We start from the raw sequence: 13,695 nt of genomic DNA on the forward strand, positions 1-13,695 counted from the left end.
GTCTAGGGGGGGTGCCAAAGGGAGGGGCAACCGGGCGGTACGACTTTGTACGCCATCGGTATGGCCGGACACACCGATGACGGGCCGGTTGCGGCCCCGGCGGGGAGCCGCACCTGTCCTCTCGCTCAACTTGACGTACGCCAAAGGGAAACGGTTGCCCATCTCTCTCTAACGGGTGAGTCACGGCGGATCGCCGCTTCCCTCCCTGACGTCTACCCCGCGGAGTCCCCTCGGATCACCGCGAGCACGCCGTCCAACTCGTCCGGCTTCACAAGAACGTCTCGCGCCTTGGAGCCCTCGCTGGGCCCGACGATGTTCCGCGACTCCATGAGGTCCATCAGACGGCCGGCCTTGGCGAAGCCGACCCGCAGCTTGCGCTGGAGCATGGACGTCGACCCGAACTGGGTGGAGACGACCAGCTCGGCCGCCTGGCACAGCAGGTCGAGGTCGTCGCCGATGTCCTCGTCGATCTCCTTCTTCTGCTTGCTGCCGACGGTGACGTCCTCCCGGAAGACGGGCGCCATCTGGTCCTTGCAGTGCTGGACGATCGCCGCGACCTCGTCCTCGGTGACGAATGCGCCCTGCATACGGGTCGGCTTGTTGGCCCCCATCGGCAGGAACAGTCCGTCGCCCTTGCCGATCAGCTTCTCGGCGCCGGGCTGGTCGAGGATGACCCGGGAGTCGGCGAGCGAGGAGGTGGCGAACGCGAGCCTGGAGGGCACGTTCGCCTTGATCAGACCGGTGACGACGTCGACGGACGGGCGCTGCGTCGCGAGGACCAGGTGGATGCCGGCCGCGCGCGCGAGCTGTGTGATGCGCACGATCGAGTCCTCGACGTCCCGCGGCGCGACCATCATCAGGTCGGCGAGCTCGTCGACGATCACCAGCAGATACGGGTACGGCTGGAGCTCGCGCTCACTGCCCTCGGGCGTCTTCAGCTTGCCGTCGCGGATGGCCTGGTTGAAGTCGTCGATGTGCCGGTAGCCGAACGCCGCGAGGTCGTCGTAGCGTAGATCCATCTCCCGTACGACCCACTGGAGCGCCTCGGCGGCCCGCTTCGGGTTGGTGATGATCGGCGTGATCAGGTGCGGGATGCCTTCGTAGGCGGTCAGCTCAACACGCTTGGGGTCGACGAGGACCATGCGGACGTCCTCGGGAGTCGCACGGACCATGATTGACGTGATCAGGCAGTTGATGCATGACGATTTGCCGGAACCGGTGGCTCCGGCGACCAGCACGTGCGGCATCTTCGCCAGGTTGGCCATCACATAGCCGCCCTCGACGTCCTTGCCGAGCGCCACCAGCATCGGGTGGTCGTCCTCGGCCGCGTCCGCGAGGCGCAGTACGTCGCCGAGGTTGACCATCTCGCGGTCGGTGTTCGGGATCTCGATGCCGACCGCGGACTTGCCGGGAATCGGGCTGATGATCCGCACATCGGGGCTGGCGACGGCGTACGCGATGTTCTTGGTGAGCGCAGTGATCCGCTCGACCTTGACGGCGGGGCCCAGCTCGACCTCGTAGCGCGTGACCGTCGGCCCGCGCGTGAAGCCGGTGACGGCCGCGTCGACCTTGAACTCCATGAAGACGTTCTGCAGGGAGGCGACCACGGCGTCGTTGGCGGCGCTGCGGGTCTTGCCCGGGCCTCCGCGCTCCAGGAGGTCGAGCGACGGGAGCGAGTAGGTGATGTCACCGGACAGCTGGAGCTGCTCGGCGCGCGGCGGCAGCTCGCGCATCTCCTCGGGGGCCGACTTGGTCAGGTCGGGCACCGCCCCGATCTTGAGCCTCTCCCGCTTGGGGCGGGAGGCCGGCGCCGGGACGGGCGTCGGCGTCGTCGGCTCCCGGTCGCCGAGGCTGACGCCCTGGGTGAGGTCGGCGACGATCGGCGAGGGCGGCATGCCGTGCAGGACGGCGCCGTCGAGGTCGGCCGCGGCGGCCGCGGCGATGTCCACCGCGTCCAGCTGCCGGTCCATGGCCGGCTGCGGCACCGCGGAGCGCCGGGGGCGGCCGCGCCGCCGGGAGAGCGCCGCCTGCTCGGCGCTGTCGGGGTCGTACTCCTGGGGGGCGCCCGAGCGCCGTCGGGGGCGCCCGGGCAGCGCCTCGCGCCACTGCTCTTCGTAGCGCGCGCCGTCGTCGAACTCGTCGAACTCGTCCTCGGCCGGATCGTGCAGCACGCCCAGCCGCACGCCGAGCTGCCGCAGTCGCTGCGGGATGGCGTTGACCGGGGTCGCCGTGACGACCAGCAGCCCGAAGATCGTGAGCAGCACCAGCAGCGGCACGGCGAGGACCTCGCCCATCATGTACGTGAGCGGGGTCGCCGCGCCCCAGCCGATGAGGCCTCCGGAATCCCTTATCGCCTGCATGCCGTCGCTGCGGGCGGGCGATCCGCAGGCGATGTGGACCTGGCCGAGCACGCCGATGACGAGCGCGGACAGTCCGATCACGATGCGACCGTTGGCGTCGGGCTTCTCCGGATGCCGGATGAAGCGTACGGCGATGACCGCCACCAGGATCGGCACCAGCAGGTCGAGCCGGCCGAAGGAGCCGGTCACCAGGATCTCGACGAGGTCGCCGACGGGACCGCGCAGGTCGGCCCAGGTACCCGCGGCGACGATCAGCGCGACGCCGAACAGCAGCAGCGCGACGCCGTCCTTGCGGTGGGCCGGGTCGAGGTTCTTCGCGCCGTTCCCTATGCCGCGGAACACGGCGCCCACGGCGTGCGCCAAGCCGAGCCAGATGGCGCGCACGAGCTTGTAGATACCCCCGGTCGGACTGGGGGCGGGCGCGGGCGCGGGCTTGTTGGCCGCGGCTTTCTTGGCGGGCGCCTTCTTCGCCGGGGCCTTTTTCGCAGCGGCCTTCTTCGCCGGAGCAGCCGCCTTCTTGGCGGGCTGCTTCTTGGCTGCGGAGGAACGTGAGGCCATGGGGGTGAGGTTACCGGTGGAGACCACAACGGACACGTGTGCCTACTGCTTCACCCGTTCGTGTCGCTCTCGCGCGGGCGCGGAACTGACGCGTCCTCATGCACAACTCCTCGCGTGGCACGCGTCAGTTCCGTTCTGCGAGCTCAGTTCTGCGACGGCACAGAAGCCGTGCCGTTGCCGGTTCCCGGCTCCAGCGCGTCCAGCGCCCTGCGCAGGCCGGTGAGTTTGCGCTCCAGGTGCGCCGCGGTGGCCACCGCCGCCGCGTCCGCCGACTCGTCGTCCAACTGCTTGGACAGGGCCTCCGCCTGCTCCTCGACCGCCGCGAGCCGAGCGGAGAGCTCCGCGAGCAGCCCGGGCGACTCCTTGGCGCCGCCGCCCGCCGAGGCCTTGCCGCCACCGCCCTCCAACTGCAGCCGCAGCAGCGCCGCCTGCTCACGCAGCTGACAGTTCTTCATGTACAGCTCTACGAACACCGAAACCTTCGCGCGCAGCACCCACGGGTCGAACGGCTTGGAGATGTAGTCCACCGCACCCGCCGCGTACCCGCGGAAGGTGTGGTGCGGCCCGTGGTTGATCGCGGTGAGGAAGATGATCGGGATGTCCCTGGTCCGCTCTCGCCGCTTGATGTGCGCGGCCGTCTCGAATCCATCCATTCCCGGCATCTGGACGTCCAGCAGAATGACCGCGAAGTCGTCCGTCAGCAGTGCTTTGAGCGCCTCTTCCCCGGACGATGCCCGCACCAGCGTCTGATCGAGCGCAGAGAGGATCGCCTCCAGCGCCAGCAGATTCTCCGGCCGGTCATCGACCAGGAGGATCTTGGCCTTCTGCACCATGGCCCGCCCTCCTCGCCCCGGCAGTGCACCGGGCGCCGCCCCTGGGGACGACTCCTTTGCGCCGCCCTTCCTTGTGCCGGTCATGGTAGCCGCACCCCGACCGTCGCCACACCCTGTCACCGTGATGTCACTGTGCACGTAGCAGGAACGTAAGCGGAGACCAGAAGGTTCCCCGAATTCCGCCCCGCTACACGGCGACGGCCACCCTCAGTCAGCAACTCCGAGCGCACCCCGAAGGTTCCCGTCACGCCGCAGTCCCCCTTCACGCGTCCTTCACGCGTCCCGCATCCACTGCTGCATCACGGACAGCAGGTGATCGGGGTCGACCGGCTTCGTCACATAGTCGGAGGCGCCGGACTCGATCGCCTTCTCCCGGTCGCCCTTCATCGCCTTCGCGGTCAACGCGATGATCGGCAGCCCGGAGAACTGCGGCATGCGCCGGATCGCCGTCGTCGTCGCATAGCCGTCCATCTCGGGCATCATGATGTCCATCAGGACGACCGCCACGTCGTCGTGCTGCTCCAGGACCTCGATGCCCTCCCGGCCGTTCTCCGCGTACAGCACCGACAGGCCGTGCTGCTCCAGGACGCTGGTCAGCGCGAACACATTGCGGATGTCGTCGTCGACGATCAGCACCTTCTCGCCGCCGAACCGGATGCCCACGCGCGCGTGCGCCTCCGTCTGCTGCCCGCGGGCCGGCCACTGCTCCGGCTGCCCGACCTGCTCGCCGCCGCTCACCAACCGGCGCCGGCGCCGGAAGAGGGCCGCCGGCCCGTTCTGCGCGTCCTGGTACGACTTCACCTCGGCCGGCATCGCGATCTCCGCCTCGGACAGCTCCGACAGCTCACGCGCCCCGTTCTCCGAGGCCACCAGGTCGCCGGCCTCCAGAGCGGGCACCACCTGCTGGTAGCCCTGCGGCGGCAGCTCGCTCGGGTGCAGCGGCAGATACAGCGTGAACGTCGAACCGCGGCCCGGCTCGCTCTGCGCATGGATCTCACCGCCGAGCAGCTGCGCGATCTCCCGCGAGATCGACAGCCCGAGGCCCGTGCCGCCGTACTTGCGGCTGGTCGTGCCGTCCGCCTGCTTGAACGCCTCGAAGATCACCCGCATCTTGCTGGCCGCGATCCCGATGCCGGTGTCGGTCACCGAGAACGCGATCAGCGGCGCGTCCGCGTCGGTCAGCGAACCCGCCTCCAGCAACTGCTCCCGGATCGCCATCGGCACCTCCGCCCCGGCCGGCCGGATGACCAGCTCGACCGACCCGGAGTCGGTGAACTTCACCGCGTTGGACAGCAGGTTGCGCAGCACCTGAAGCAGCCGCTGCTCATCGGTGTGCAGCGTGGCCGGCAGCTCCGGCGACACCCGCACGGACAGGTCGAGGCCCTTCTCCGCCGTCAGCGGACGGAACGTGGCCTCCACGTAGTCGACCAGCTGGACGAGCGCGATCCGCGTCGGCGAGACGTCCATCTTGCCCGCCTCGACCTTCGACAGGTCGAGGATGTCGTTGATCAGCTGGAGCAGGTCGGAGCCGGCCCCGTGGATCGTCTCGGCGAACTCGACCTGCTTCGGCGAGAGGTTGCCCTCCGCGTTGTCGGCGAGCAGCTTGGCCAGGATCAGCAGCGAGTTGAGCGGCGTGCGCAGCTCGTGCGACATGTTGGCGAGGAACTCGCTCTTGTAGCGCATCGACACCGCGAGCTGCTCGGCGCGCTCCTCCAGGACCTGGCGCGCCTCCTCGATCTCGGTGTTCTTCACCTCGATGTCGCGGTTCTGCTGGGCCAGCAGCTCGGCCTTCTCCTCCAGTTCGGCGTTGGACGCCTGCAGGGCCTTCTGCCGCTGCTCCAACTCCGCCGACCGCTCGCGCAGTTGCTCGGTCAACTCCTGCGAGTTCTTCAGCAGCTGCTCCGTCTTGGTGTTCACGGAGATCGTGTTGACGCTGGTCGCGATCATCTCCGCGAGCTGGTTGAGGAAGTCCTTCTGGATCTGCGTGAACGGTGTGAACGACGCCAGCTCGATCACCCCGAGCACCTTGCCCTCGAACAGCACCGGCAGCACGATCACCTGCGCGGGCGGCGCTTCGCCGAGCCCCGAGGAGATCTTCAGATAGCCGCTCGGGGCGTTCGCCACGAGGATCGTGCGCTTCTCCTCCGCGGCCGTCCCCACCAGCGCCTCACCGGGCCGGAACGACGTCGGCATGGAGCCCATCGAGTAGCCGTACGAGCCCAGCATCCGCAGCTCGTACTGAACGACGTCGCCGTCGGCCGGCTGCATCGCCAGGAAGAACGCGCCGTGCTGCGCGGCCACCAGGGGCGGCAGTTCGCTCATGATGAGCGAGGCCACGTCCTGAAGGTCGCGCCGGCCCTGCATCAGAGCGGACACGCGCGCGAGGTTGCCCTTGAGCCAGTCCTGCTCCTTGTTGGCGATCGTGGTGTCACGCAGGTTGGCGATCATCTTGTTGATGTAGTCCTGGAGCTCCTGGATCTCCCCGGACGCGTCCACGTCGATCTTCAGGTTCAGATCGCCGCGGGTCACCGCGGTCGCCACGCGCGCGATGGCACGCACCTGCCGGGTCAGGTTCCCGGCCATCTCGTTCACCGATTCGGTGAGGTCGCGCCAGGTGCCGTCGACGTCACGCACGCGTGCCTGTCCGCCGAGCTGCCCCTCGGTGCCCACCTCGCGGGCGACCCGGGTGACCTCCTCGGCGAACGACGACAGCTGGTCGACCATCGTGTTGATGGTCGTCTTCAGCTCGAGGATCTCCCCGCGCGCGTCGATGTCGATCTTCTTCGTCAGGTCACCCTTGGCGATGGCCGTCGTGACCATGGCGATGTTGCGCACCTGACCGGTCAGGTTGGACGCCATGCCGTTCACCGAGTCGGTGAGGTCCTTCCACGTGCCCGCCACACCCGGCACATGCGCCTGACCGCCCAGGATGCCGTCCGTGCCCACCTCACGGGCCACCTTGGTGACCTGCTCGGCGAACGAACTCAGCGTCTTCACCATGGTGTTGAAGGTGTCGGCGAGCTGCTGAACCTCACCGCGCGCCTCGATCGTCACCGTCCGCGTCAGGTCGCCGTTGGCGACGGCCGCGGCCACCTGGGAGATGTTGCGCACCTGGACGGTCAGGTTCTTGGCCATCAGGTTGACGTTGTCGTTGAGGTCCTTCCAGATGCCCGTGACGCCGGGCACATGCGCCTGACCGCCCAGGATGCCCTCGGTGCCCACCTCGCGGGCCACCCGGGTCACCTGCTCGGCGAACGACGACAGCTGGTCCACCATCGTGTTGACGGTGGTGACGAGTTCGAGGATCTCGCCCTTGGCGTCGACGGTGATCTTCTTGGACAGGTCGCCCTTGGCGACGGCGGTGGTGACCTCCGCGATCTGGCGCACCTGAATGGTCAGGTTGTTCGCCATGAAGTTCACCGACTGCGTGAGGTCCTTCCAGGTCCCGGACACCCCCTGCACCTCGGCCTGACCGCCGAGGATGCCCTCGGTGCCCACCTCACGGGCCACCCGGGTCACCTCCTGGGCGAACGACGACAGCTGATCCACCATCGTGTTCAGGGTGTTCTTCAGCTCCAGGATCTCCCCGCGCGCGTCCACGGTGATCTTCTGCGAGAGGTCGCCCCGGGCCACCGCGGTGGCGACCTGGGCGATGTTGCGCACCTGGGCGGTGAGGTTGCCCGCCATGCCGTTCACCGAGTCCGTCAGGTCCCGCCACACACCGGCCACGCCGGGCACCTGCGCCTGCCCGCCCAGCCGCCCCTCGGTGCCCACGTCCCGCGCCACCCGGGTCACCTGGTCGGCGAAGGCCGACAGCTGATCCACCATCGTGTTGATGGTGTTCTTCAGCTCCAGGATCTCGCCGCGCGCGTCGACGTCGATCTTCTGCGAGAGGTCGCCCCGGGCGACGGCCGTGGTCACCTGCGCGATGTTGCGCACCTGCGACGTCAGGTTCCCGGCCATGGAGTTCACGGAGTCCGTGAGCTCCTTCCAGGTGCCCGAGACGCCGTCCACGCGCGCCTGCCCGCCCAGCCGGCCCTCGGTGCCCACGTCCCGCGCCATCCGGGTCACCTGATCGGCGAACGACGACAGCTGGTCCACCATCGTGTTCACGGTGTTCTTCAGCTGGGCCATCTCGCCGGAGACGTCCACGGTGACCTTCTGCGACAGGTCCCCGTTGGCCACCGCCGTGGTGACCTGCGCGATGTTCCTCACCTGTCCGGTGAGATTCCTGAACGCCGTGTTGACGGAGTCCGTCAGGTCCTTCCAGGTGCCAGCCGCGCCCGACACCTGCGCCTGCCCGCCCAGCTCACCCTCGACCCCGATCTCCCGGGCCACCCGTGTGACCTCGGCGCCGAAGGCCGACAGCTGGTCCACCATCCCGTTGACGGTGTTCTTCAGCTCCAGCATCTCGCCGGCCACGTCCACCGTGACCTTCTGCGACAGATCGCCGCTGGCCACAGCCGTCGTCACGGCCGCGATGTCCCGCACCTGAGTGGTGAGATTGCGGAACACGGTGTTGACGGAGTCCGTCAGGTCCTTCCAGGTGCCGGCCGCGCCCGGCACGTTCGCCTGGCCCCCCAGCTGCCCCGCGGCCCCCACCTCGTTGGCCACGCGCGTGACCTCGTCCGCGAAGATCCGCAGGGTCTCGGTCATCTGGTTGATCGTCTCGGCGAGCTGCGCGACCTCACCGCGCGCCGGCACCGTCACCTTCCGCGACAGGTCACCGTTGGCGACCGCCGTCATCACCTCGGAGACACCGCGCACCTGGGCCGTCAGATTGCCGGCCATGGTGTTCACCGAATCGGTGAGTTCCTTCCACACCCCGTCGACACCCGTGACCTGGGCCTGCCCGCCCAGCATGCCCTCGGTGCCCACCTCGCGCGCGACCCGGGTCACCTCGGACGAGAACGCGGAGAGCTGGTCCACCATCGTGTTGACGGTGTTCTTCAGCTCGAGCATCTCGCCCTCGACGTGAACCGTCACCTTCCGCGACAGATCACCCTTGGCCACGGCCGTCGTCACCAGCGCGATGTCCCGCACCTGCGCCGTCAGCCGGTACGCCATCGTGTTGACGGACTCCGTGAGGTCCTTCCACGAACCCGACATACCGCGCACCTGGGCCTGTCCGCCCAGCTTGCCCTCGGTGCCCACCTCGCTGGCCACCCGCGTGACCTCGTCGGTGAACGTCGACAGCTGGTCGACCAGGTTGTTGACCGTCCGCCCGACCTTCAGGAACTCCCCGCGCAGCGGATGCCCGGTCCCCTCCGGCGTGTGCGTCCTGAGCTCCATACGCGGCGACAGATCACCCTCGGCCACCGCCGACAGCACCCGCCCGACCTCGGAAACAGGCCGTACGAGGTCGTCGACCAGCGCGTTCGAGTTGTCGATGGCGGTCGCCCAGGAACCCTCACAGGCGCCCGTCTCCAGCCGCTCGGTGAGCTTTCCCTCCCGTCCGACCATGCGACGTACGCGCGAGAGCTCACCCGTGAGGTGGAGATTACGGTCCGCCACCTCGTTGAACACGGCGGCGATCTCCGACATCACGCCGTCGCCGGACACCGTCAGCCGCTTGCGGAAGTTCCCGTCCCGCATGGACCCGAGAGCGACCAGCAGCCGGTCCAGGGCCGCCGTGTCCACGACGGTCGTCCCGCCGCGTGGTGAGCGCTGCCTGCTAGGGGACTGTCCGCCTTTCGCGCGCGTCTTAGTGCCCCGCGTCGCTGCGCCAGACTCCACTTGTCCCTCCCGCAGGGGTCGACCGTTACCGCTGTGCCTGGGTTCTACTGCCGTGCTGGGTGCTGCTGCTCGCCGTGCCTGTTGCCGCCGGGTTTTCCGCCTGATGAAACCAGGTCGCCCCGGAAGGCTGCTGCCCCCTGTACCCAGAAGACACCCAGTCTGCCCGGACCTTCACAAGAAGCTTGCCCAGTGTTTCACCCTTGCCGAACCAGGCCATAACAGTTCGGCAGCTTCGCACATCGTCCGCACACCCTCGGCGGAAACACTTGGTGACCGGCATCCGCACGGACCGGGAAGGTAAGTAACCTTGCATGCGGCTGTCCAGCCACACCGGTCCGACCGGTCTGGGCGGTGGCACGAGCACGAGCGGGCATCGGAGGGGCGGCCGCACACATGACCACCGGACTGATCCCGGGGGGACAGACCCCGGACCCCCGGCCTTCAAGCGCGCGCCCACCACAGCAACGGCGCGACCACACCGGCCCGGGAGCCCTGCACGTAGACGACCGGCCGAGGAGTTCAGTGATCACCGCGCGCGCGGCTGCCAGATTCGAGCCCGTGGGGCGATCGGTGGCGACCGCCCGCTCCTTCGTCCGCGACACCCTCCAGGGCTGGGGCTTCGCCGACATCGTCGACGACGCCGTGGTCCTCACCAGCGAACTGGTGACCAACGCGGTCGTCCACGCGGGCACCCACGCCGAAGTCCTGTGTCTGCGCAGCGACGACGGCGTGCGCATCGAGGTGGCCGACCGGTACCCCGAGCGCGAGATCCCCCTTCAGGGCTCCCCCGCCAGCATGGGCAGCCCGGACCGCGAAGGCGGCCGCGGCCTCCAGCTCTGCGCGGCCATCGCCGGCCGCTGGGGCGTCGAGTACACCCCCACCCACAAACAGGTCTGGTTCCAACTCGAGCTCCCCGACCGCCCGGTGGGCACCCGCGCGGCCGGCCCGTCCCTTCCGGCCGATCTCCTCCCGATCGCGGACAGCCGGGTACGCGTGGCGGTCGTCCAGATCGACGGGGCGGGCGCCGTCTCGGCGTGGAACGAGGACGCCGAGGAACTCTTCGGCCACCCGGCCGACCAGGTCACCGGCAAACCCCTCACCGACATCGCCGCCTGGCCGCACACCCCCGGCACCAGCACCGGCATCGTGGAGGCCCTCCAACTCTCCCGCTGGGAGGGCAGTTATGGCATCCGCGGCGCCGACGGCCGCGTCACCCCCGTCTACGCCTCCCACCTCCGCGTCCGGGACACCGACGGCGAGCCCTCCACCGTCTGCCTGCTCGTGCGCGACCACGAACGCGCCGTCCTGCAGACCCCGTTGCGCGTCCCGGCCTCCGACCCGCCCGTCGGCTCCGACGGCCAGAGCACCGACCCCTTCGAGGTGTTCATCGGCTCCCCGGCCCCGGACGACCTCGACGGCCTCCTCCAGCGCACGGTGGAACGCGCCCGCGACATGCTCGACGCCGACTCCGCCTTCCTCCTCCTGGCGACCGACGACGAGACGGAGTTGGAGGTCCGTGCCTCCACCGGCCTGCCCTCCGCCCGCCAGCGCTTCGCGCGCGTGCCCGTAGAGGCAGGCCCCGGCCGCTACGGCTCGGCCCGCATGCCGGCCGTCCACGAGGACCTCCTGGCCGTCCCCGGCGCCGTTCCCCTGCTGAACGGCACGGGCATGCGCTCGGTCGTCACGGTCCCTCTGAAGGTCGAAGGCCGCCTCACCGGCTCCCTCGGCGTCGCGGCGGAGTCCCCCGGCCGCTACTCCAACGAGGAGGCCCTGCGCCTGCAGTTCGCGGCCGACCGCATCGCGCTGGCCGTGGAGTCGGCCCGCCTGGGCGAGCTGGAACGCCTGCGCCGAGGCTCCCTGAGCTTCCTCGTCGAGGCCTCCGACCTCCTCGCGGGCACCCTGGACCGCGACCAGACCCTCGCCCTGATGGCCCAGATGACGGTACCCACGCTGGCCACCTGGTGCGCGGTCTACACGATCGCCGACCAGGCCTCCGACCCCTACCTCTCGTACGTCCTGCACGAGGACGAGGAACTCATCGACGGCATCAAGTCGTTGCTGTCGAAGATCGCACCCCCGGACCCCGTCCCCACTCCGGGCGCCCGCGTCTGGGCGGCCCCCGCAGAGGCGGCCCACGACGCGGCCCTGCGCAGCTCCATGCGCAGCCTCGGCCTGACCGGCGGCCCCACCCACCAGGTCTCCTCGGGCATCGGCCCCACCCTCGCCACCGCATCCGCGGTCGGCGGCGAGACGGTCGTCCTCCCCCTGGTCGCCCGCAACCGCGTCATCGGCATGCTGACGCTCGGCAAGCCCACCGACGAACACTTCCGCCAGGAAATCCTCGAACTGGCCGAGGACTTGAGCCGCCGAGCGGCCCTCGCCCTCGACAACGCCCGCCTCTACTCCGAGCGCACGGCCATCAGCCAGGCCCTCCAGCGCAGCCTGCTGCCCCCGGAACTCCCCGAGATCGACGGCGTCGAGGTCGAGGTCATCTACCGCGCGGCCGGCGAGGGCAACGAGGTCGGCGGCGACTTCTACGACGTCTTCCCCATCAGCGACGGCGCATACGGCTTCGCCATCGGGGACGTCTGCGGCACCGGCCCGAACGCGGCTGCGGTGACAGGCCTGGCCAGGCATGCCTTGCGCCTCCTGGCGAGAGAAGGCCTCAGCGGCCCGGCCGTCCTGGAACGCCTCAACTCGGCCATCCTCGACGAGGGCGCGCGCAGCCGCTTCCTCACCCTCCTCTACGGCGAGATGCGCCCACAGGAGGACGGCAGCGCCGAGCTGAAGGTGGTCTGCGCCGGCCACCCGCTCCCCCTCCGCCTCCGCCAGGACGGCACGGTCGAGCCCGCGGCCGAACCCCAGCCCCTCCTCGGCGTCATCGAGGACCTGGAGCTCTACGAGCAGACGATCACCCTCGACCCGGGCGACGTCCTGCTCTGCGTCACGGACGGTGTCACCGAGCGCCGCGAGGGCGCCCGCATGCTCGGCGACGACGGCCTCGCCGACGTCCTCACGGCCTGCACGGGCCTCACGGCCGGCGCGGTCGCCGCCCGCATCATGCGCGCAGTGGAACGCTTCGCATCCGACGCCCCGTCCGACGACATGGCGATCCTGGCCATGCGGGTGGCATGAGAAGGACGGCATGAGAAAAGCCCCCGCCCGAAAGGGCGGGGGCTTTCTTCGTGGAGCCCCCTAACGGAATCGAACCGTTGACCTTCTCCTTACCATGGAGACGCTCTGCCGACTGAGCTAAGGGGGCCAGTTACTTTTCGAGGTTTCCCTCGCGGCAACGGAATAGATCATACCCCGAACAGGCCGGTGTTCCCAAACCCGTTCAGAAGGCGGGCTGAAGCAGTCCACCGAGCGCATTACAGGCCGCCACGATCCGCTGCATGTCCCGCTTCGTCAACGAGGCGTCCACCGGCAACGCGAGCGTCTCGTCAGCGGCCAGCTCGGTCGCCGGCAGTGACACACACCGCCTGAACTCGGGCAACCGGTGCAGTGGAGTCTTCACCGGAACCCGGCACTCGATTCCCCTCCCCCACAACGCCCGCGCGAACGCATCCCGATCGGGCCGCCCATTCCCCGGCACCCGCACGACGTACTGCTGATAGGTGTGCCCGTCCCCGCCGTCGGGCATCCGAACACCACGCAACCGCCCGTCCAGATAGGCGGCCCGCTCCCGACGCTGCGCGATCTCGTCGTACGGCGCCTCGGACTCCCCCTGCTCCAACACCAACAGCCCATGCCGATGCCCAACCCCGTGCAACCGCCGGACATCCGCGGGCCGACCGAAGCGATGGACGACAACGACGGCCACTGTACGGGGAGTTACGGCCGCTTCGACGGCGGCCGGATCCAGGCAGTAGGTCACCGGATCGACATCTGCGAACACCGGCAGCGCACCGGCCAGGGCGACCGCTCCGGCGACTTCCACATTCCCGAAGGCCGGCACGATGACCTCGTCACCGATTCCGACGCCCGCAGCCCTGAGCATTGCAGCAGTACTCATGCCGTGGATGCTGAGGGCGGAACATGAACTTCAAGTGACCACAAACAAAAAAGGGTTGGACTCCGAACCGAAGTTCAGAGTCCAACCCTTTTGAATGATTGTTCGGCGGTGTCCTACTCTCCCACAGGGTCCCCCCTGCAGTACCATCGGCGCTGTAAGGCTTAGCTTCCGGGTTCGGAATGTAACCGGGCGT

5 protein-coding genes, 1 tRNA gene and 1 rRNA gene are annotated in these 13,695 nt (G+C 69.1%); 1 reads left to right on the top strand and 6 read right to left on the bottom strand.

Translation table 11 applies throughout. From position 1 onward, the window contains the following. Window positions 1-212: 212 nt before the first annotated feature. The 3 genes from ABZ725_RS23515 to ABZ725_RS23525 form a co-directional block, all read right to left on the bottom strand. Window positions 213-2,918, bottom strand: coding sequence for a DNA translocase FtsK (locus ABZ725_RS23515; protein WP_358804517.1), 2,706 nt, complete (start codon window positions 2,916-2,918; stop codon window positions 213-215). Window positions 2,919-3,061: 143 nt separating this feature from the next. Continuing rightward, on the bottom strand, window positions 3,062-3,751 hold the full coding sequence (locus tag ABZ725_RS23520; protein WP_358804518.1) for a response regulator: 690 nt from the start codon (window positions 3,749-3,751) through the stop codon (window positions 3,062-3,064). Between the two features lie 273 nt (window positions 3,752-4,024). Beyond that, window positions 4,025-9,487 carry a HAMP domain-containing protein gene (locus tag ABZ725_RS23525; protein ID WP_358804519.1) on the bottom strand — a complete coding sequence of 1,821 codons (5,463 nt, stop codon included), beginning with the start codon at window positions 9,485-9,487 and terminating at the stop codon, window positions 4,025-4,027. 393 nt (window positions 9,488-9,880) lie between these two features. On the opposite strand from ABZ725_RS23525, the gene ABZ725_RS23530 reads away from it, so the two are divergent. Next, window positions 9,881-12,622, top strand: a complete 2,742-nt coding sequence (locus tag ABZ725_RS23530; RefSeq protein ID WP_358804520.1) for a SpoIIE family protein phosphatase — start codon at window positions 9,881-9,883, stop codon at window positions 12,620-12,622. Window positions 12,623-12,673: 51 nt separating this feature from the next. On the opposite strand, the gene ABZ725_RS23535 is transcribed toward ABZ725_RS23530, so the two are convergent. The 3 genes from ABZ725_RS23535 to rrf form a co-directional block, all read right to left on the bottom strand. Further along, window positions 12,674-12,749: transfer RNA gene (locus tag ABZ725_RS23535), tRNA-Thr, on the bottom strand. A 75-nt stretch (window positions 12,750-12,824) separates the two neighbouring features. Beyond that, complete coding sequence (locus ABZ725_RS23540; RefSeq protein WP_358804521.1) at window positions 12,825-13,487, bottom strand: DegT/DnrJ/EryC1/StrS family aminotransferase; 663 nt, start codon at window positions 13,485-13,487, stop codon at window positions 12,825-12,827. A 115-nt stretch (window positions 13,488-13,602) separates the two neighbouring features. After that, window positions 13,603-13,695 (bottom strand): 5S ribosomal RNA (gene rrf, locus ABZ725_RS23545); the annotation flags it as partial.

The sequence above is a fragment of the Streptomyces sp. NPDC006872 genome, assembly GCF_040635845.1.
GTDB lineage: Bacteria > Actinomycetota > Actinomycetes > Streptomycetales > Streptomycetaceae > Streptomyces.